The organism is Arthrobacter sp. SAFR-044, assembly GCF_051965175.1.
Classification (GTDB): domain Bacteria; phylum Actinomycetota; class Actinomycetes; order Actinomycetales; family Micrococcaceae; genus Arthrobacter.
Genome location: NZ_JBQCMK010000004.1, coordinates 21,222 through 40,359 on the forward strand (window position 1 = coordinate 21,222; position 19,138 = coordinate 40,359).

17 protein-coding genes and 1 tRNA gene are annotated in these 19,138 nt (G+C 67.0%); 10 read left to right on the forward strand and 8 right to left on the reverse strand.

Annotation, left to right across the window (positions count from 1 at the left end):
• Positions 1-77 precede the first annotated feature (77 nt).
• Genes ACTHQS_RS07460 through ACTHQS_RS07470 form a run of 3 tightly spaced genes read left to right on the forward strand, consistent with a single transcriptional unit; the run spans position 78 to position 3,315 of the window.
• On the forward strand, positions 78-1,247 hold the full coding sequence (locus tag ACTHQS_RS07460; protein WP_440167465.1) for a Gfo/Idh/MocA family protein: 1,170 nt from the start codon (positions 78-80) through the stop codon (positions 1,245-1,247).
• Positions 1,247-2,461, forward strand: coding sequence for a dihydrodipicolinate synthase family protein (locus ACTHQS_RS07465; protein WP_440167468.1), 1,215 nt, complete (start codon positions 1,247-1,249; stop codon positions 2,459-2,461). The genes ACTHQS_RS07460 and ACTHQS_RS07465 overlap by 1 nt, the downstream gene beginning before the upstream one ends.
• Positions 2,458-3,315, forward strand: coding sequence for a sugar phosphate isomerase/epimerase family protein (locus tag ACTHQS_RS07470; RefSeq protein ID WP_440167469.1), 858 nt, complete (start codon positions 2,458-2,460; stop codon positions 3,313-3,315). Before ACTHQS_RS07465 ends, ACTHQS_RS07470 begins: the two co-directional genes overlap by 4 nt.
• Positions 3,316-3,459: 144 nt before the next feature.
• Here the strand turns inward: ACTHQS_RS07470 and xylB are convergent, their stop codons facing one another.
• Together xylB and xylA are read right to left on the reverse strand one after the other, a co-directional pair.
• Complete coding sequence (gene xylB / locus ACTHQS_RS07475) at positions 3,460-4,878, reverse strand: xylulokinase (RefSeq protein WP_440167471.1); 1,419 nt, start codon at positions 4,876-4,878, stop codon at positions 3,460-3,462.
• Between the two features lie 3 nt (positions 4,879-4,881).
• Positions 4,882-6,069 (reverse strand): xylose isomerase, encoded by a 1,188-nt coding sequence (xylA, locus tag ACTHQS_RS07480; protein ID WP_440167473.1) that lies wholly within the window; start codon positions 6,067-6,069, stop codon positions 4,882-4,884.
• A gap of 149 nt (positions 6,070-6,218) precedes the next feature.
• On the opposite strand from xylA, the gene ACTHQS_RS07485 reads away from it, so the two are divergent.
• Complete coding sequence (locus tag ACTHQS_RS07485) at positions 6,219-7,445, forward strand: ROK family protein (protein ID WP_440167475.1); 1,227 nt, start codon at positions 6,219-6,221, stop codon at positions 7,443-7,445.
• 50 nt (positions 7,446-7,495) lie between these two features.
• Here ACTHQS_RS07485 and ACTHQS_RS07490 read toward each other — a convergent pair.
• Positions 7,496-7,568, reverse strand: a tRNA-Arg gene (locus tag ACTHQS_RS07490).
• 207 nt (positions 7,569-7,775) lie between these two features.
• Here ACTHQS_RS07490 and ACTHQS_RS07495 point away from each other — a divergent pair.
• From ACTHQS_RS07495 to ettA, 3 genes are all read left to right on the forward strand, one after another.
• Positions 7,776-8,330, forward strand: a complete 555-nt coding sequence (locus ACTHQS_RS07495) for a single-stranded DNA-binding protein (RefSeq protein ID WP_440167477.1) — start codon at positions 7,776-7,778, stop codon at positions 8,328-8,330.
• A gap of 169 nt (positions 8,331-8,499) precedes the next feature.
• Positions 8,500-9,093 (forward strand): DUF6993 domain-containing protein, encoded by a 594-nt coding sequence (locus tag ACTHQS_RS07500; RefSeq protein ID WP_440167479.1) that lies wholly within the window; start codon positions 8,500-8,502, stop codon positions 9,091-9,093.
• A 61-nt stretch (positions 9,094-9,154) separates the two neighbouring features.
• Positions 9,155-10,837: an energy-dependent translational throttle protein EttA gene (gene ettA, locus ACTHQS_RS07505; protein WP_440167480.1), complete on the forward strand. Its 1,683-nt coding sequence runs from the start codon at positions 9,155-9,157 to the stop codon at positions 10,835-10,837.
• Between the two features lie 124 nt (positions 10,838-10,961).
• On the opposite strand, the gene ACTHQS_RS07510 is transcribed toward ettA, so the two are convergent.
• Positions 10,962-11,882: an acyl-CoA thioesterase gene (locus tag ACTHQS_RS07510; RefSeq protein WP_440167482.1), complete on the reverse strand. Its 921-nt coding sequence runs from the start codon at positions 11,880-11,882 to the stop codon at positions 10,962-10,964.
• Between the two features lie 64 nt (positions 11,883-11,946).
• Here ACTHQS_RS07510 and ACTHQS_RS07515 point away from each other — a divergent pair, with 64 nt between their 5' ends.
• Positions 11,947-12,606, forward strand: coding sequence for a hypothetical protein (locus ACTHQS_RS07515; RefSeq protein ID WP_440167484.1), 660 nt, complete (start codon positions 11,947-11,949; stop codon positions 12,604-12,606).
• A 32-nt stretch (positions 12,607-12,638) separates the two neighbouring features.
• On the opposite strand, the gene ACTHQS_RS07520 is transcribed toward ACTHQS_RS07515, so the two are convergent.
• Both ACTHQS_RS07520 and ACTHQS_RS07525 read right to left on the reverse strand, forming a co-directional pair.
• Positions 12,639-13,097, reverse strand: coding sequence for a globin (locus tag ACTHQS_RS07520; protein WP_440167485.1), 459 nt, complete (start codon positions 13,095-13,097; stop codon positions 12,639-12,641).
• A gap of 1 nt (position 13,098) precedes the next feature.
• Positions 13,099-13,782, reverse strand: coding sequence for a mechanosensitive ion channel family protein (locus ACTHQS_RS07525; RefSeq protein WP_440167487.1), 684 nt, complete (start codon positions 13,780-13,782; stop codon positions 13,099-13,101).
• 66 nt (positions 13,783-13,848) lie between these two features.
• Between ACTHQS_RS07525 and ACTHQS_RS07530 the strand changes: the two genes are divergently transcribed.
• Positions 13,849-14,844, forward strand: coding sequence for an NAD-dependent epimerase/dehydratase family protein (locus ACTHQS_RS07530; protein ID WP_440167489.1), 996 nt, complete (start codon positions 13,849-13,851; stop codon positions 14,842-14,844).
• On the opposite strand, the gene ACTHQS_RS07535 is transcribed toward ACTHQS_RS07530, so the two are convergent.
• Both ACTHQS_RS07535 and pepN read right to left on the reverse strand, forming a co-directional pair.
• Entirely contained in the window at positions 14,841-15,314 is a 474-nt protein-coding gene (locus tag ACTHQS_RS07535) for an OsmC family protein (protein WP_440167491.1), read from the reverse strand. The genes ACTHQS_RS07530 and ACTHQS_RS07535 overlap by 4 nt on opposite strands.
• Positions 15,311-17,884, reverse strand: a complete 2,574-nt coding sequence (pepN, locus tag ACTHQS_RS07540; RefSeq protein WP_440167492.1) for an aminopeptidase N — start codon at positions 17,882-17,884, stop codon at positions 15,311-15,313. The genes ACTHQS_RS07535 and pepN overlap by 4 nt, the downstream gene beginning before the upstream one ends.
• Positions 17,885-18,056: 172 nt before the next feature.
• Here pepN and ACTHQS_RS07545 point away from each other — a divergent pair, with 172 nt between their 5' ends.
• A complete protein-coding gene (locus tag ACTHQS_RS07545) occupies positions 18,057-19,091 on the forward strand; it encodes a hypothetical protein (protein ID WP_440167494.1) in 1,035 nt (344 codons plus the stop codon).
• Positions 19,092-19,138: the final 47 nt, after the last annotated feature.

Genomic DNA, 19,138 nt, shown 5'->3' on the forward strand with positions numbered 1-19,138 from the left:
GCCGTGCATCATGGAAGCAGCGGGAACGCGCTTTCCCGAACCGCTTGACTACATTGCTCACTCACCGTGGAGGACACATGGGCTTCGAAACCAAAACCATCCGTATCGCCATGAACGGCATCACCGGCCGGATGGGCTACCGTCAGCACCTGCTGCGCTCCATCCTGCCCATCCGCGATGCCGGCGGCTTTACCTTGGCGGACAGTACCCGGGTCCAGGTTGAACCCATCCTGGTGGGCCGCAATGAGGCCAGGATCCGCGAGCTTGCCGAGAAGCACAAGGTCGCCGAATGGACCACCGACCTGGATGCCGTGATCAACGACCCCACTGTCGACGTCGTTTTTGACGCGTCCATGACCAGCCTCCGCGCCGCCACCCTCAAGAAGACCATGCTGGCAGGCAAGCACATCTTCACGGAGAAGCCCACCGCGGAAACGCTGGAAGAGGCCATCGAGCTGGCCCGCATCGGCAAGGAGGCCGGCGTTACTGCCGGTGTCGTGCACGACAAGCTCTACCTCCCGGGCCTGGTCAAGCTCCGCCGCCTGGTGGACGAGGGCTTCTTCGGCCGCATCCTCTCCATCCGTGGCGAGTTCGGTTACTGGGTGTTCGAAGGCGACATCCAGGCAGCACAGCGCCCGTCCTGGAACTACCGCAAGGAAGACGGCGGTGGAATGACCACGGACATGTTCTGCCACTGGAACTACGTCCTCGAAGGCATCATCGGCAAGGTCAAGAGCGTCAATGCCAAGACCGCCACCCACATCCCCGCCCGCTGGGACGAGGCAGGCAAGGAATACAAGGCCACTGCCGATGACGCCTCCTACGGCATCTTCGAACTCGAGACCCCGGGCGGCGACGACGTCGTCGGCCAGATCAATTCCTCCTGGGCAGTGCGCGTCTACCGTGACGAACTGGTGGAATTCCAGGTGGATGGCACGCACGGTTCAGCCGTGGCCGGCCTGAACAAGTGCGTCGCCCAGCAGCGCGCCCACACGCCCAAGCCGGTCTGGAACCCGGACCTGCCCGTCACCGAGTCCTTCCGCGACCAGTGGCAGGAAGTTCCCGCCAACGCTGAGCTGGACAACGGCTTCAAGCTCCAGTGGGAAGAGTTCCTCCGCGACGTGGTCGCTGGCCGCGAACACCGCTTCGGCCTGCTGTCCGCCGCCCGAGGGGTCCAGCTCGCCGAACTCGGCCTCCAGTCCAACGACGAACGCCGCACTATCGACATCCCGGAGATCACGCTCTAATGACTTCCCTTATCCTTCCCTCCTACGACGGCGGCACCAGGGAGTACCGGCTCCAGGGCGCCACGCCCTGGGCCCGCCCCACCGCGCCGCTCACCGCCCGGAGGGCCTACGCTGCAGCCCACGTCATCCCCGAGGTCCTCGCTGACAACACCCCGGGAGCCCCGGCCCGGCTCGACTGGGATGCCACCATGGCCTACCGCCACGAGCTCTGGTCCTACGGCCTGGGCGTCGCCGACGCGATGGACACCGCCCAGCGCGGCATGGGCCTGGACTGGGCCGCCACCCAGCAGCTGATCAAGCGCACCGGCGTGGAAGCTGCCTCGGTAGTCGCGGCCAACAACCCGGCCACCGCCGGCAAGTCGGTCCGTGACCTGGTTTCCTGCGGGGCCGGCACTGATCAACTGGACCTGGACGCCCTGCCCGCAGGCGAAGCCGGACTCAAGGCAGTCCTGGAGGCCTACCGCGAGCAGATCGCCGTGATCACCGAAGCCGGCCCCAAGGTTATCCTCATGGCGTCGCGCGCCCTGGCCAAGGTGGCCCGCGGACCCGAGGACTACCTCAAGGTCTACTCCACGCTGCTGCAGGAAGTTGACCAGCCGGTGATCCTGCACTGGCTGGGCACCATGTTCGACCCCGCGCTCGCCGGCTACTGGGGATCCGACGACGTTCCCGTTGCCACCGAAACGTTCCTGGGCCTGATCCGGGACAACGCGGACAAGGTGGACGGCGTCAAGGTCTCGCTGCTGGACGCCGCCCACGAGGTGGCCCTGCGCGCAGCACTCCCCAAAGGCGTCCGGCTCTACACCGGGGACGACTTCAACTACCCGGAGCTCATCGACGGCGACGGCAGCCACCACTCCGATGCGCTGTTGGGCATCTTCGCTGCGATCTACCCGGCCGCGTCGGTGGCCCTGCAGAACTACGACGCCGGCAACGCCGCCAGGGCGCGCGAAATCCTGGACTCCACCCGTGAACTGGGAAAGCACATCTTCAGCGCCCCCACCTTCTACTACAAGACCGGCATCGCCTTCATGTCCTGGCTCAACGGCAAGCAGCCCGGCTTCCAAATGGTGGGCGGGCTGCACTCCGGGCGCTCGGTCTGCCACCTGTCCAGGACCTTCGAACTCGCCGACCAGGCGGGTCTGCTGAGGGACCCGGCACTGGCTGCCTTCCGGATGTCCGACTACCTGCGGATCAACGGGGTGGGAGTATGACCACCGAATCAGGAACGTCCGCGTTCTCCCGCCTCTCCATCAACAGCGCCACCACCAAGAAGTGGACCCTCGCCGAAGTGGTTGAGGGCTGCGTCAAGGCCGGCATCCCGGCCATCGGGCCCTGGCGCGACCGCGTAGCGGAAGCCGGCCTGGACAAGGCGGCGCGCCTTATCAAGGACGCCGGACTGCGCGTCTCCTCCCTGTGCCGGGGCGGCTTCCTTACCGCAGCGGACGCTGAGGGGCAGGCCGCGGCCCTGGCGGACAACCGCGCCGCCATCCTCGAGGCCGTGGCCCTGGATACCCGGGAACTGTTCCTGGTGGTCGGCGGCCTGGCTCCGGGGGAGAGGGACGTGGTGGCAGCCCGGCAGCGTGTGGCCGACCGGCTCGCGGATCTCGTCCCCTTTGCCGAGGAGAACGGCGTCCGCCTGGTCCTGGAGCCGCTGCACCCGATGTACGCCGCGGACCGGGCGCTCATCTCCACCCTGGGCCAGGCCCTGGACCTCGCGGCGCCGTTCGAGTCCGCAACGGTGGGCGTCGCCTTCGACACCTTCCATGTCTGGTGGGATCCCGAACTGAAAGCACAGATCGAACGCGCCGGCCGGGAACACCGGATCGCCTCTTACCAGGTGTGCGACTTCAACATGCCCATCGCCGCAGACCCGCTGCTCTCCCGGGGATACATGGGCGACGGCGTGGTGGACTTCGCCACGATCGGCGCCTGGGTGCGCGACGCCGGGTACACCGGCGACATCGAGGTGGAAATTTTCAATCAGGAGATCTGGGACACGGACGGAAACACCGTCCTGGCCACGGTCAAGGAGCGGTACGCGGAGCTTGTCCTGCCGTACGCCTGACCTGATGCAAGACCGCAGGCTCCTGCCACGTTTTTCCAACACAGCTGGCAGGAGCCTGCGCCCCACATGAAGGGACCCGGACCATGGGTGGTATTCCCACCGTTGGTCCGGGTCCCTTCTCCTGGGCACCGTTTTGTTGCTGCCTTAGGCGTACAGCGAGGCGAACCTGCGGTACCGGGCCAGCACGCCGGCGTCGTCCGTTCCCAAAGGAAGGTCGACGGCGGCTGCCGCCCACGCAGGGAACCGTCCAGTGAGTGCCGCCGCAGCCTGGCGCGCGGCGCCGTCGGCAACGTACTCGCCCGGCTGGGGCACCGTGACTGCCGTTCCCAGCAGGCGTGCTGCCACATGCTGCACGGCTGCCGACTGGGCGCCGCCGCCCACCAGGAGGATTCGCCGGGCGGACACGCCCTGGGCCTGCAGGGCCGCCAAACCGTCGGCGAGGGAGCACACCACGCCTTCGACGGCGGCGCGCGCCAGGTTGGCGGGCGTGTAGTTGGCCCGCGTGATGCCGTGCAGAGAGCCGGTGGCATCGGGCAGGTTGGGCGTCCTCTCCCCATCGAAGTAGGGGACCAGCGTGAGGCCGTCCGCCCCGGCCCCGGCGGACAATGCCAGCTGGTTGAATTCCGGCAAATCCACCCCAAGCAGGGCCGCGGTGGTATCGAAAATGCGGGTGGCATTCAAGGTGCACACCAGTGGCAGGTAATGGCCGGCGGCGTCGGCGAATCCCGCCACCAGTCCCGAGGCATCGGCCGCAGGTTTATCGGAGACCGCAAAGACGGTACCCGAGGTGCCCAGTGACATCACCACGTCGCCCAGTTTGGCGCCTGCTCCCAGGGCGGCGGCGGCATTGTCTCCGGCGCCTGCGGCCAGCAGAGCACCCTCCGGCGTCTTTCCCGCCGCTTCCAGCGGTCCCAGGACCTTGGGAAGGACGGGCACGTGCCCAAGGGCCACGGCCAGGACGTCCGGAAGGTAGGTGCCCTCCGCCGTCGAGTAGTACCCGGTTCCTGACGCGTCCGAGCGGTCAGTTGCCAGGGCGGCCAAGCCCTCCGCTCCGCTTCCCGGTCCGAATCCGGCCAGCCGCCAGGTAAGCCAGTCGTGCGGCAGGCAGACGGCGGCCACCTTCGCTGCGTTGTCCGGTTCGTTCTCCGCCAGCCAACGCAGCTTGGTCAGTGTCAGGGACGCGACCGGGACGGTGCCGGTGGTGCGTGCCCAGTACTGCGCGCCGGCGGCGGGATCGCCGCCGCCGGCACTTGCGATGAGTTCTGCGGCTGCGCCGGCGCTGCGGGTGTCGTTCCACAGCAGCGCCGGCCGGATCACCGCGCCGTCACTGTCAAGGCAGACCATGCCGTGCTGCTGGCCACCGACGGAGACCGCGCTGACGTCATCGAGCCCGCCGGCGTCCGCCACGGCCTTCTGCAGGGCCGTCCACCAGTGGTCCGGGTGCACTTCCGTGCCGTCCGGATGGGTGGCCCGGCCTTGGCGGACGAGCGCTCCGGTGTCCGCGTCGCGGATGACCACCTTGCACGACTGGGTGGAGCTGTCGATGCCTGCGACGAGAGCCATGGCCTAGCGGGCGCCCAGGAGGTGCTCGATGGCGAGCTGGTTGAGGCGGACGAACGCGAAGGAGCGCTCCGCGGCCTTGTCGGCGTCGAAGTCCTCGAAGGCGGCCGCGTCCGCCAGCAGGTCGGCGGTGCTCTCGCCGGCGGCGAGGGTGGTTTCGCCGAGTTCGAAGACGCCTGAAGCCTTGAGGGCTTCCTGGACCTGGGGGTCGGCGCGGAAGGCCAGGGCGCGTTCCTTCAGCAGCAGGTACATGGCCATATTGGCCTTGGCGGATTCCCAGACGCCGTCGTAGCCGTCGGTGCGGGAGGGCTTGTAGTCGAAGTGGCGCGGGCCGTCATACTTGGGGCCGCCGCCCGGGAAGCCGTTCTCCAGGAGGTCGACCGTGAAGAAGGCGCTGGTGAGGTCGCCGTGGCCGAAGACCAGGTCCTGGTCGTACTTGATGCCGCGCTGGCCGTTGAGGTCGATGTGGAAGAGCTTGCCGGCCCACAGCGCCTGGGCGATGCCGTGGGTGAAGTTCAGGCCGGCCATCTGTTCGTGGCCGGTTTCCGGGTTCAGGCCCACGATGTCGCCGTGTTCCAGCTGGGCGATGAAGGCCAGGCCATGGCCGACCGTGGGCAGGAAGATGTCGCCGCGGGGCTCGTTGGGCTTGGGCTCCAGCGCGATGCGGAGGTTGTAACCCTTTTTCTTGATGTAGCCGGCGGCGGTGTCCACGCCTTCCTTCATGCGGTCCAGGGCGGCGGCCAGGTCCTTGGAGCCGTCGTATTCGCTGCCCTCGCGGCCGCCCCACATCACGAACGTTTCGGCGCCGAGCTCTGCGGCGAGGTCGATGTTCCGCAGGACCTTGGACAGGGCGAAGCGCCGGACCGAGCGGTCATTGGACGTGAAGCCGCCATCCTTGAACACCGGGTGGCTGAACAGGTTGGTGGTCACCATTGGCACCTTCAGCCCCGTTTCCGCCAGTGCCGCGCGGAAGTTCTTCAGGATCAGGTCACGCTCCGAAGCGTCGGCATCAAAGGGAACAAGGTCGTTGTCGTGGAAGGTGATGCCGTAGGCGCCGAGTTCTGCCAGGCGGTGGACTGCCTCGACCGGATCCAACGCGGAACGGGTGGCGACGCCGAAGGGATCGGCGCCGGTCCAGCCCACGGTCCAGAGGCCGAAAGTGAATTTGTCAGCGGGAGTGGGGGAGAGAGTCATGATGCGTCCTTGCGATCGGGTTGCGCCGCGGAATTGCGAAGCTTTAGTTTATTGCCTGAACTATATGAGCGGACGTAGGGTTGGGTCAATAGTCCAGCGCTGAGACCGCCGAAAATTTTGGCGGAAGCGCCTGACCGAGGAGCTATGTCATGGTGATGCCGGCGCCAGCAGCGGCAGGGCCCGGATCCGCGGCCCCCGGAAACGTGGGGGACGTGAGGCGCAGCAACCTTGCGCTGGTCCTGGGCGCTATTGCCGAGTTCCCGCAGGACACCCACCCCAGCCGTGCCCAAATTGCCGGCGCCACCGGACTGACCAAGGCATCAGTGTCCAGCCTGGTGCTGGACCTCCTCGATGCCGGGGTCATCCGCGAAATCGGGCTTAACCCCCAGGGTCGCGGCCGGCCGGGCGTGGGGCTGGAGCTCAGTCCCAGCCGTGCGGTCATGGGAATGGAGGTCAACGTCGACTACATCTCCGCCGCCGTGGTTGACCTTTCGGGGAAGGTGCTGCTGCGCGAGGTACAGGAGCGCGATAACCGGAACAGCCCGGACCGGCCGGTGCTTGCCGCGCTCGCAGGCCTGGCAGCCAGGGTGCGGAGCACGGCCGGGGAACAGGGTGTCGACGTCGTGGGCGGCGGGCTGGCGGTGCCCGGACTGGTGGACCCGGCCAGGGCGCGCGTGCTGACCGCTCCCAACCTGGGCTGGGCCAATGTGGACCTCGACCTTGACGCCCTGCTGCCCGAAACAGCGCTTGGGGTTGCCCTGTTCAATGAGGCCAATGCCGCAGCCCTGGCGGAACTGCGGCACCGGCCGGACCGGGCGTCAAACTTCCTTTTCGTCTCCGGTGAGGTGGGCGTGGGCGGCGGGATTGTCATCGGTTCCGAGTTGTTCACCGGCCCCGGGGGGCATGCCGGCGAAGTGGGGCACATTGTGGTGGACCCCGACGGCGGCCACTGCTCATGCGGTGGGACGGGTTGCCTGGAGACGGTAGCCGGCCAGGACGCCATATTCTCCGCTGCCGGACTGGCCCCGGACGGGGGCTCCCGCTCTGCCACGATGTCCGCGCTCCTGCAGGCACTGGAGGCCCGGGAACCTGGGGCGGTGTCGGCCGTCGAACGCGCAGGCTACTGCCTGGGCATAGCGCTCGCCTCAACGGCGCGGGTGGTTGATATCAATTCGGTGGTCCTCGGCGGCCACTTCGCGGTTCTCGAGCCCTGGCTGCGTGCCCCCTTGCTGGAGAGCCTTCGGAAATATGCGCCGGGAAAGTACGACTCCGGGCAAGTAACAGTATCCGCGGTGGGGGAATTTGGTGCCCTGCTGGGGGCCGCCGGCAGCGTGATCCGGTCCCTTGTGGAGGCCCCGCACCGGCTGCACGCATAGCTGGGGGCGCAAACGCCCCGGTCCGAAGACCGGGGCGTTTGCCACCAAGGTGCCCCAGGAGGGAATCGAACCCCCGACCGGCGGATTAGAAGGCCGCTGCTCTATCCCCTGAGCTACTGAGGCATCAGCGTCCGGCCTGCAAGCCGGCGCCTCAAAAAGTTTACATTGCCCGGGATGCCGGCAGCGTCAACCTGCCGCCACTGCTCCTCCACACGTGGCGACTTGGGGACCTTTGTCCACATACGAAAATCCCACCGCGCTGTCAGCTGTCACCGGGCGCGATGCTGGTCATGCCTGCTACAGGCGCCACCATCCAGACAGGACGTAGACATGAGCGAAACGATCATCACCATCCGGGGCTTCGTCGCCACGGAGATAACGAGTTCCACCACGCCAGGGGGAGTGGCGACAGCCTCCTTCCGGCTGGGTTCCACCGCCCGCCGTTTCGACCAGGCATCCAAGACCTGGGGTGATGGGCATACCAACTGGTTCACGGTCCAGGGCTACCGCAACCTTGCCGGAACCCTGGGCTGCAGCATCAGGAAGGGACAGCCGGTCATCGTGGTGGGCAAGCTGAAGATCCGTACGTGGGAAAAGGACGGTCGGGTTTACCACTCCACCATCATCGACGCCGATGCCGTGGGGCACGACCTCAGCTTTGGATCGGCCAACTTCATTCGTACCGCTTCCAGGCCTGCGCTCTCCCTCGTGGAGCAGCCGCCGTCCCCGGAGGATGCCCCCGTGCAGGACCCGGCCTTGGACGAACCCGAGGACCATGAGGACGGCCATCCCGACGACCACGGCCCTGCAGCCCTCGTCATCGAGGACAACGACGGCGAACTCGCTTCCCTTGACCTGGATACCGGGGAACTCGCCGAAGTCTAGGAAACACGAATCAGGTATCAACGTTCCCGTTCAGTCCCGGGCGGACGGATCGGTGGCACCCCCGGCCGCCTTCCGTCCGCCCGCCAACACGCGTTCCCCCACTGGTGCGGGCGGACGCGTAGGGCTGGCCCTACAGGCTGGGCCACCGGGCGCATGGCACAATGGCACCATGCGTCCCACCCCTTACCGCCGGCAGCTAAACCGGGCCGGTGCAGCGCTGACTTGTGTTGTCCTGGCCGCTCTCGCTTCGGGGTGTTCCGCCGGTCCCGCCGCGAACAACCAACGGGTTGAAGGCAGCGGCGATGGATCGTTGACGGCAACGGCAACGGAAACGGAAACGGCGGCAGCGCGCAGCACGCAGGAAGCGGCGGCCCAGGCCCCCGATCCGGCCCAAAGCAGTGCTGCCGGCCGGGAATCGCTGGCCACCACGTCAGCCCGTGCCAACTCGTCAGCCAGTGCCGCAGCAGACGCTGCCGCCACCGAAACCGTGAAGCGTACCGTCTCCGAAACCCTGGCCAAACTGGCAACAGGAACCCCCAAACCGGCCACGGCACAGGTCAGCGACGCCTTGGCGGGGGCCGGCATCGCGCCGGCAGTGCTTCAGGTCTCGCAGAGCAGGACGCCCACCGGGCTGGAGGCGGACGCTATCGAGGCTGCCGTGCTGCAGGGCAGGGACTGCGTCATCGGCCAGGTGCGCGAAGGCGCTGTGACTGTCACTGTCCTTCCGGTCCTGGCCAGCGGCAAGTGCTTCGTGGGCTCCTGATCCCGCTGACTTTCAGGCTGCAAATGTGAGATCTGCCCGCCAACCCACTAGATTTGAGACCATGGCGGAATTTATCTACACAATGACCAAGGCCCGTAAGGCCGTTGGCGAAAAGCTCATCCTTGATGACGTAAGCATGTCCTTCTTCCCGGGCGCCAAGATTGGTGTTGTGGGCCCGAACGGTGCCGGTAAGTCCACCATCCTCAAGATCATGGCCGGGCTGGACACGCCCTCCAACGGTGAAGCCAGGCTCAGCCCGGGCTACAGCGTGGGCATCCTGCTCCAGGAACCGCCCCTCAACGAGGAAAAGACAGTCCTGGGCAACGTCCAGGAAGGCGTGGGCGAGATCTACGGCAAGATCCAGCGCTTCAACGAGATCTCAGAGGAAATGGCCAGCCCCGATGCTGACTACGACACCCTCCTCGATGAAATGGGCAAGCTGCAGGAAGCCATCGACGCAGCCGATGCCTGGGACCTCGACTCCCAGCTGGAGCAGGCAATGGACGCCCTCCGCTGCCCGCCGGCCGATGCCGACGTCACCAACCTTTCCGGTGGTGAGCGCCGCCGCGTAGCCTTGTGCAAACTGCTCCTGCAGAAGCCGGACCTGCTGCTCCTCGACGAGCCCACCAACCACCTGGACGCCGAGAGTGTACTGTGGCTCGAGCAGCACCTCTCCAGCTACCCCGGTGCCGTCCTCGCCGTCACCCACGACCGGTACTTCCTGGACCACGTGGCCGAATGGATCGCTGAAGTGGACCGCGGCCACTTGTACCCGTACGAAGGCAACTACTCCACCTACCTGGAGAAGAAGCGCGCCCGCCTCGAGATCCAGGGCAAGAAGGATGCCAAGCAAGCCAAGCGCCTCGCTGAGGAACTCGAGTGGGTCCGCTCCAACGCCAAGGGCCGCCAGACCAAGTCAAAGGCCCGCCTGGCCCGCTACGAGGAAATGGCCGCGGAAGCGGACCGCACCCGCAAGCTTGACTTCGAGGAAATCCAGATCCCGCCGGGACCGCGCCTGGGTGGCCTGGTCCTGGAGGCCAAGAACCTCCAGAAGGGCTTCGATGACCGTGTCCTGATCGACGGGCTGTCCTTCAGCCTGCCGCGCAACGGCATCGTGGGCGTCATCGGTCCCAACGGTGTGGGCAAATCCACCCTCTTCAAGACCATCGTGGGCCTGGAGCCGCTCGACGGCGGCGAGCTGAAGATCGGTGATTCGGTCAAGATCTCCTACGCTGACCAGAGCCGCGGCGGCATCGACCCCAACAAGACCCTGTGGGAAGTCGTCTCCGACGGACTCGACTTCATCCAGGTGGGCAACGTCGAGATGCCCTCCCGCGCCTATGTCGCAGCTTTCGGTTTCAAGGGCCCGGACCAGCAGAAGAAGGCAGGCGTCCTCTCCGGCGGTGAGCGGAACCGGCTGAACCTGGCACTGACCCTCAAGCAGGGCGGAAACCTGCTGCTCCTCGACGAACCCACCAACGACCTCGACGTCGAAACCCTCAGCAGCCTGGAAAACGCGCTGCTCGAGTTCCCCGGCTGTGCCGTGGTGGTCTCGCACGACCGGTGGTTCCTGGACCGGGTGGCTACCCACATCCTGGCCTACGAAGGTGACGACGAGAACCCCTCCAAGTGGTACTGGTTCGAGGGGAACTTCGAGTCCTACGAGGAGAACAAGGTGGAGCGCCTGGGCCCCGACGCTGCCAAGCCGCACCGCGTCACCCACCGGCGCCTGACCCGCGACTAACAGCGCGGAAACCAGGTAAGGCCTGACACCACGCAGAAGGCCGGCACCCCGACAATGTCCGGGGTGCCGGCCTTCTGCGTGCCTGAGAGGTCAGCGTGCCTGCGAGGTTACGGTGACTGCGAAGCTAGGCGCCTGCGGCTTCGGTGGGTATGCGGACCATGCCCTCCTGCGCCACCGAGGCGACATGCTGGCCCTCGCGGTTGAAGATCTTGCCGGTTGCCAGGCCGCGCGCGCCATGGGCGCTGGGGGACTCCTGGACGTAGAGCAGCCATTCATCAACCCGCGCAGGCCGGTGCCACCACATCGCGTGGTCCAGGCTGGCAACATTCATGCCAGGGGTGATCCAGCTCAGGCCGTGCCGCCGAAGAATGGATTCGAGCAGCGTGTAGTCGCTGGCGTAGGCAAGGGCTGCGCGGTGCAGGTTGGCGTCGTCCGGCATCGGCCCGAATGTCTTCATCCAGACGGCGTTGCTGGCATCCCGCGGCCCGGCCGCTGACACATACAGCGCGGGGTTGACGTGCCGGATGTCGAAGGGCCGCTCGTACGCCCAGTGCCGTGCCACCGGATGGTCGAACTTTCCCAGCAGGTCCGCAGTGCTGGGCAGGGACTCAGGGTCCGGGATTCCGTCCGGCATGGCCGAGGAGTGCTCGATCCCTTCGTCTTCACCCTGGAAGGAGGCGATCATGGACAGGATCGGCACGCCGTCCTGATAGGCGTGGACGCGCCTGGCGGAGAACGACCGGCCGTCGCGCAGCCGCTGCACGCCGAAGGTAATGGGTTTGTTGGCATCGCCCGGCCGCAGGAAATAGCCGTGCATGGAGTGGACGAACCGTTCGGGATCCACCGTCCGGATCGATGCCACGAGTGACTGCGCCAGCACCTGCCCGCCGAACACCCGGTGGTGCGGCTGCCGCTGTGAGGGGCCAAGGAAAATGTCCTCATCAGTCCGGGCGCCCTTAAGCTCACCAAGGTCCAGCAGTTCAATCAGGGATGAGGTGGGATCGCCACTTGGCGGCGCCAGCAGTCCGGCTTCGGCTTCAGTCATGGTCCGACTCTAGACGGCGGCCCGCAAACCACTCAACCGGAGTGCAACCGGTAGTGTTCTAGATGTGACTGAACTTCTCACCTCGTCCTTCCGCTTCGCCGATCCACGTGATCTGGCCGACTTGAAGACCTTCGCCACCCGGGCCAAAGCCATTGACGACGGTGCCATCCGCCTGCAGGCCGCCGGCTCCGTGCTTGCCGCGTACGTGTGCGTCCTGCGGCCCCGGCTCCTTGGCGAAGCGACCCCCACCATCCTGGGCCTGCGCACGATGGCGCTGGCGGAGCCGTCCGGAACAGATGTCACCGTTGCGTTGTCGTCCGTCCTGGACCGGCTTGCGCGTGCAGGTGAAAGCGACGTCGAGCTGCCGGTTCCGCCCACCACTGTCACCGAGTCCTGGACCGGAGTAGGCGCTCCACGGGCCGGATGGGAGCTGCTGGGGTCCGTCAGCGATGCGCGCCTGCGGGCGGCAGCGGAGGCCGGCATCGCCGAGGTCGCAGGGATCGTGCCGGACAAACCGGGCGCGCTGATCGTAAACAACGCACGGGCCTCGGTGTGGGGACGGGAACTGGACGACGCCGGCCTGCCCGCCGGCGCGGCCTTCGCGGCCTTCGCGCTGGGGTTCCTGGGAGACGGCGACCAGAAGCTTTACCGGGCGGGCCGCTGGTTTCGGCTCACCGGACCCCGCGGCCACGTCCTGGCACGGACCGGCAGCGGCCTGCTCTAGGCCAGACCGCCAGGCGCCGGCCGGAAAAAGACTTAGGAGCCGGACGGGCTGTTCACCATGGACAGCGCGGCCCGCTCCATGTAGTCCCACAACGTTCCTTCGTATAGCGGCGGCAGTTCCAGGGCGTCCACGGCGGTGCGCATGTGGAACAGCCACCGGTCCTTTGCCTCCGGTGTGACCTTGAAGGGCATGTGCCGCATGCGCAGGCGCGGGTGGCCGCGCTCCTCGCCGTACGTCGTGGGCCCGCCCCAGTACTGCTCGAGGAACATCAGGAAACGGCGCTTCGCCGGGGCAAGGTCCTCCTCCGGATACATCGGCCGCAGCACGGGATCGGTGGCCACGCCGTCGTAAAAGACGTCAATGAGCTTCACGAAGGTGTCGTGGCCGCCCACGGCGTCGTAGAAGCTGTCCGTGTAGTCCGGCTTGCTGAAGGGGTCGTTCTGCATCAACTGGGGCCGCTGCCCGGGGCGCGGCTCGATGGGAAGCGACATGCTAGTCTCCGGCTTTCTGGTCAGTCTTCTTGGTCTCAACGTGCGCCGAGCCCTGGTCGGTTGTCCCGTCGTCGGACTCATGCAGTGGAACGTAGCGCCCCTGCGACCGGTTGCCCACCCGCAGGATCTCGCCGTTGCGCAGGTACCAGATGGCGCCGTCGTCCGAGCGGACGCGGGTGATGCGCAGTCCCATGGACTCCACCACGCCCACCACTTCGCTGGTTTCGATCACATCACCGATACCGTACTGGTCTTCAATGGTAATAAAGATCCCGGCCAGGAAGTCGCGGATCAGCTGCTGGGCGCCGAAGCCGATGGCCACACCAAGGATTCCCACGCTGGTAAGCAGCGGGGCAATGTTGATGTCCAGGTTCTGCAGCACGTACATGCCGGTGATGATCACCACCAGCACGCCCACCACGCTGTTGAGCAGTGAACCGATGGTTTCGGCACGCTGGACGCGGCGTTCGTGGTCAAGGGCGCGAAAGGCCGGAGCTGCCCACTTGAAGGTTGGCTTCTTAAAGAAATTGCTCCCCGACGCCACCCGCCTGGTGATGCGGGAAATGACGAACGTGGCCACGAGCCAGACGGCAACGCCGACGCCCAGGCTGATCACGATACCTGGGACGCTCACGCCACTGGGCTGGCTCGCGGCGTCGGGAAGGATGGACAACATGCTGACCATAGATGTGTGTAACTCCTTGGGATATTGCTCTGTTCTCTTTCAACCCTAGCGCCGTAGCGTGGAGCAATGCGCATCCTCATCCTCGGCGGAACGGCCTTTCTCTCACGGGAAATTGCCAGGCAGGCGGTTGCTGCCGGACACGACGTGACATGCCTGGCGCGGGGAGTGTCAGGTGAACCTCCGGCGGGCACCAGGTGGGCCAGGGCGGACCGGGCGGCAGGCCCTGCCGCTTACTCGGGCCTGGGCGGCACGTGGGACGCCGTGGTCGACGTTGCCCGGGACCCTGAACCTGCCCGGCACGCCCTTGCATCCCTGGCCGGCAGGGCCGGGCATTGGACCTTCGTTTCCAGCTGCTCAGCCTATGCGGACCACTCCACTCCCGGCGCGGCAGAGGACGCCGTCCTCCTGCCGGCGCTTGCCCCCGGAACACCCTCCACTGCGGAGAACTACGGCGAGTCCAAGGCAGCCATCGAGGAAGCCACCCTGGAGGCCATGAACGGCACCGCACACCTGTGCCGAGCCGGACTGGTCGGCGGCCCCGGCGACCCCACCGACCGCTACGGCTACTGGCCGGCCCGCTTTGCCCGCAACGCGGGGGCGGTGCTCGTCCCGGACATCGGCCCGCAGCCCACGCAGGTCATCGACGTCCGGGACCTGGCGGCCTGGATCCTGCGCGCAGCCGAACAGGGAACCACCGGCCCGCTGAACGCAACAGGTGATCCGGTGCCCTTTGCCGACCTCCTGGGTGCCTGCTGCGAGGCGTCCGCCGCCAACGCCACCACTACCACCGCCAATGAGGACTGGCTGGTGGAGCAGGGGGTCAACTACTGGTCCGGTCCCGATTCCCTTCCGCTCTGGCTCCCGCCCCATCACGAGGGCTTCATGGCGCGCAGCAATAAGGCAGCCAAGGCGGCGGGGATGGTGCTGCGGCCCTGGCAGGAAACCCTGGCCGACACCCTGGAAGATGAACGCGTCCGCGGGCTGGACCGGCCCCGGAAGGCCGGCCTGCAGCCCGCCACCGAGCAACGGCTCGTCAAGCTGCTCCAGGACGGGGCAGCTTAGGGAGCCACCGTCACGGGCTGGTGCTCCACCGGGAAGTTCACGCTCCGGGCAATGAAGCAGACCTGGTTGGCCTCATGGTGGAGCGAGGTCGCCAGTTCCGCTTGTCCGGCATCGGCCACCGTCACGTGCGGGTGCAGGGTGACCCGCTCGAACTGGCCGCTGCCGTCCCGGTTGAGCCGCATCTCTCCGGTGGCTTCATCCCGGTAGTCCGTGACCACCACGCCGTGCTTCACCGCCACGTGCAGGTAGGAGAGCATGTGGCACTGCGCCAGCGCAGCCAGGAGGAGCTGCTCCGGGTTGTAGCGTTCCCGGTCGCCATGGAACGTGGGGTCTGCCGAGCCTTTCAAAACCGGCAGTCCCGGAATAAGCACGTCATGGTCGCGGGAGTAGCTCCGGTAGGACGAGGTGCCATCACCCCGGTTGCCCGTCCACTGGACCGTCAGAGAGTACCGGTGTTCGCTGAGGCTCACGCCGGGCTCCCCTCCTGCCGGACATCGGCGGCACGGGCACGCAGGGCGCGGGCAACGCCGTCGCGGTTTTCCAGCATCATCCGCCGCAGCGCGGCACTTTCGGCCGGCAGCGACGCCAGGAAGCCGTCCGTCCTGTCGATGGTGGCCTGCGTGGTCAGCAGCGCAGGGTAGAGGCCGACGACGATCTGCTGGGCGAGTGCGTGGGTGCGGGTTGCCACGATGCCCGGCACCGCGGCGAAGTACTTTTCGGAGTACGGCTCCAGCAGCGAGCGGTCCAGCACCCGCATGAAGCCGGTCACCGCCGACCCCTGCAGCGCGTTGGACAGCTCTCCCTTGACCACGATCGATTCCCAGGCCGCGGCCTTCGCCTCAGGCGTGGGGATGGCAGCTTTGGCCAGGGCGGCTGCGTTCTGGCCGCTGGAGGTGTTGTCCCGCTGGAGCTCGGCGTCGATGCCGTCCTGCCCCATCCGGCCGCCGGCAACCAGTGACGCCACCAGCTCCCAGCGGAGGTCCTGGTCAACGGTGAGCCCGTCCAAAACCACCGATCCGTCCAGCAGCCCGGACACTCGGTCCAGCTGGGACGCGCTGCGGGCCAGGAGCGCGAAGCACTTGATGAACTGCAACTGGCCGTCGGAGCCGCCGGGGACGGCCGAAGCCAAATCCCACAACCGGTCCACGGCTGCAACCGTGGCGGCTTCACGGTGTTCCTCGGCCACATAGAAGTTAAGGGCGGTGGCCAGCTGCCGGAGCTGGACCAGGATCACGGACGAATCCGTCTCCGCAGCAACGTTGGCCAGGATCAGTTCCACGTACTTCCGTGCCGGGGTCTCGCCGTCGCGGGCAGCGTCCCAGGCGGAGTTCCAGACGAGGGTCCGTGGCAGGCTTGCGGCGAAATCCTTAAGGTGCGCGGTGGCGGTGGCCAGGGACGCGGGGTCCAGGCGCACCTTGGCGTAGGCCAGGTCGTCATCGTTGATGAGGATCAGGTCCGGCCGGGCCAGGCCGGCCAGCGCCGGCACTTCGGTGCGTTCGCCGTCGACGTCCAGCTCCTCGCGGTGCACCCGGATGAGCTTGCCGGCGTCGTCAAGGTTGTAGAACCCCACGGCAAGGCGGTGCGGCCGGAGCGTGGGCCACTCCGGAACAGCGGACTGCAGGATGGCGAAGGACCGCAGCGTCCCATCGGCGTCCACATTCAGCTCGGGCGCCAGCGTGTTCACGCCGGCGGTCTCCAGCCACTGCCGGCCCCAGCGGTCCAGGTCGCGGCCGCTGGCCTTCTCCAGCTCCACCAGCAGGTCCTGCAGCTCGGTGTTGTGCCAGGCGTGCTTGGCGAAGTACTCCCGGACGCCTGCCATGAACTGTTCGGGGCCAACCCAGGCCACCAGCTGCCGGAGCACCGAGGCGCCCTTGGCGTAGGTGATGCCGTCGAAGTTGACCTCAACGTCCTGCAGGTCGTTGATCTCGGCGAAGATGGGATGCGTAGTGGGCAGCTGGTCCTGGCGGTACGCCCAGGACTTCTCCACGGAGGCGAACGTGGTCCAGGCGCTCGTGAAGGACGTGGCTTCCACCGCCGCCAGGTGGGACATGTATTCGGCGAAGGACTCATTGAGCCACAGGTCGTTCCACCACCGCATGGTCACCAGGTCGCCGAACCACATGTGCGCCAGCTCATGCAGGACAGTGATGGCACGCCGCTCGATCTGGGCGCCGGTGACCTTGCTGCGGAACACGTAGCCTTCGAGGATGGTCACCGCCCCGGCGTTCTCCATGGCGCCGGCGTTGAACTCGGGAACGAACAGCTGGTCGTACTTCTCGAACGGGTAGGGGCAGCCGAACTGCGCCTCGAAGAACCCGAAACCCTGCCGCGTGAGCTCGAAGATGTTGTCCGCGTCCAGGTACTGCATCAGCGACTTCCGGGCGAAGACACCGAGGGGGATCACCCGGCCGTCCGAGCTGGAGACCTCGCTGCGGACAGACTGGTATGGACCTGCGATCAGGGCCGTGACGTAGGAGGACAGCCGGGGCGTGGGTGCGAACGTCCACACGGACCGGGAAGCACCGTCTTCGGCGGGCCCGGCCTCCACGGGAGCGGGCGTGGGGGAGTTGGAAATGACATCCCAGTGCGACGGCGCGGTGACGGTAAAGGCGAACGTCGCCTTCAGGTCCGGCTGCTCGAAGACGGTGAACATCCTGCGGGAATCGGGGACCTCGAACTGCGTGTACAGGTAGACCTCGTTGTCCACCGGGTCCACGAACCGGTGCAGTCCTTCCCCGGTGTTCATGTAGGGCATGTCGGCCACGATCGTCAGCTCGTTATGCTCTGCCAGGTCCGGCAGCTGGATGCGTACGCCATCGGACACCGTGGCGGGGTCAAGGACCCGTCCGTTGAGGGTCACGCTGTGCACCGTGCGGGTGACAGCGTCGATGAAGCTGGCGGATCCCGGCGCCGCCGTGAATTTCACGGTGGTGGTGCTGCCGAAGACCTCTCCGCCGCGGGTCAGGTCCAGGCTGACATCGTAGGACTCGACGGTGATCAGTTCGGCGCGCTCACGGGCTTCGGCGCGCGTCAGGTTCATGCCTGGCAAAAGAGGGCCTCCAGAGAAGTTGCGGCTGCCGGCCGGTGGTCCCGGTTCCGGCACTGTGTTGCATTCTTTCATCCCTGCAGGCCTTGGCAAGTTGCGCAGCTCACAGCCTGCTCCAAAGGGGCCTGGGGGTTGGCCGGACCGCCGCAGGGGTAGCGTTAATTGCATGGGAAAGCTGCTGGATTCGGTGGATGCCAAGGCCCTGCGTTTCGCCGTCGGGTTCCCCGTGGTCCTGGCCGCCGCCTTCGTTTACTGCGCATCGCTGCTGCGCCCGGACCTTCCGGAGCCACTCGCCATCCGCTGGACGGACGACGGCGGTGCCTCCTTCGCACCGTTTGGCGCCTACGTGGGGGGTGGCGCCGCCGGAATCGTCGTTGCCGGCTGGCTGGTCCTGCTCCAGGCGGTGCCCCTTGGGCGGCCGGTCATGATGCGGCGGATCATGATGGGTGCCGGTCTCTTCCTCAGCCTGTTCATCACCTCCGCCCTTGCCGCGGGCCTGATCGGACAGACCGGACTTGCCGACGCCCGGCAGTCGCACGTGGACATGACCGTCCTGGCCCTGGGCAGCGGTGCAGCGGTATCGCTCGGCGTGACCATGGCCATGGTGTACAAGGCTGACCGGCAATGGTCACCGGACGATGACAGGGCGCTCCAGGTCGCCATCGCCAAGGAACTTGACCCGGACCTTGCCCGGGACAGCATCAGGCTCTGGGTCCATGCCCGCAGTTCCGTCTTCGTCATGATCGGCATCGCCTCCCTGTTCCCGGCGGCCCTCATTGCCGTCGTGGTGCCCTGGCTGGGGATCCTGCTCGTGGTCCTGGCCCTGGTGGGGACAGCGTTCCTCTTCGCCCGCATCAGGGCGGACCGGCGCGGACTCAAGGTCCTGCTGGCCGGGGTGGTGCCGGTCATGAACGTGCCGGCCGGTGCCATTTCCGACGCCAATGCCGCCGAGGTGAGGGCCGCGGACTATGGCGGGTGGGGCTACCGGCACCACGACGGAACCGCAGCCATGCTTGTCAGCAGCGGCCCCGCCGTCGTCGTCAGCAAGACTGACGGCCAGCGCCTTGCCGTCAGTGGCGGCAGCCAGGACTCAGCCGCGCAGCTTGCCGACGTCCTTACCCGGGTGGCCGCCAGGGCCCGCCGCGGCGGCGGCCCGCCGCCCCCGCCGGAAGGCCGGACCCCCGGCTCCGGGCTGCCCTAGTATCCTTATCGGTGTCATTCCGGCCTCCACCCGGGTGGCCGCCGGCT

Coding starts and splice junctions, on each gene's coding strand:
- ACTHQS_RS07500 (WP_440167479.1), top strand. CDS start 8,500: ATGCGTCCCACCCCTTACCGCCGGCAGCTAAACCGGGCCGGTGCAGCG.
- ACTHQS_RS07460 (WP_440167465.1), top strand. CDS start 78: ATGGGCTTCGAAACCAAAACCATCCGTATCGCCATGAACGGCATCACC.
- pepN (WP_440167492.1), bottom strand. CDS start 17,884: ATGAACCTGACGCGCGCCGAAGCCCGTGAGCGCGCCGAACTGATCACC.
- ACTHQS_RS07470 (WP_440167469.1), top strand. CDS start 2,458: ATGACCACCGAATCAGGAACGTCCGCGTTCTCCCGCCTCTCCATCAAC.
- ACTHQS_RS07485 (WP_440167475.1), top strand. CDS start 6,219: ATGGTGATGCCGGCGCCAGCAGCGGCAGGGCCCGGATCCGCGGCCCCC.
- ACTHQS_RS07545 (WP_440167494.1), top strand. CDS start 18,057: ATGGGAAAGCTGCTGGATTCGGTGGATGCCAAGGCCCTGCGTTTCGCC.
- ettA (WP_440167480.1), top strand. CDS start 9,155: ATGGCGGAATTTATCTACACAATGACCAAGGCCCGTAAGGCCGTTGGC.
- xylA (WP_440167473.1), bottom strand. CDS start 6,069: ATGACTCTCTCCCCCACTCCCGCTGACAAATTCACTTTCGGCCTCTGG.
- ACTHQS_RS07525 (WP_440167487.1), bottom strand. CDS start 13,782: ATGGTCAGCATGTTGTCCATCCTTCCCGACGCCGCGAGCCAGCCCAGT.
- xylB (WP_440167471.1), bottom strand. CDS start 4,878: ATGGCTCTCGTCGCAGGCATCGACAGCTCCACCCAGTCGTGCAAGGTG.
- ACTHQS_RS07495 (WP_440167477.1), top strand. CDS start 7,776: ATGAGCGAAACGATCATCACCATCCGGGGCTTCGTCGCCACGGAGATA.
- ACTHQS_RS07530 (WP_440167489.1), top strand. CDS start 13,849: ATGCGCATCCTCATCCTCGGCGGAACGGCCTTTCTCTCACGGGAAATT.
- ACTHQS_RS07520 (WP_440167485.1), bottom strand. CDS start 13,097: ATGTCGCTTCCCATCGAGCCGCGCCCCGGGCAGCGGCCCCAGTTGATG.
- ACTHQS_RS07510 (WP_440167482.1), bottom strand. CDS start 11,882: ATGACTGAAGCCGAAGCCGGACTGCTGGCGCCGCCAAGTGGCGATCCC.
- ACTHQS_RS07465 (WP_440167468.1), top strand. CDS start 1,247: ATGACTTCCCTTATCCTTCCCTCCTACGACGGCGGCACCAGGGAGTAC.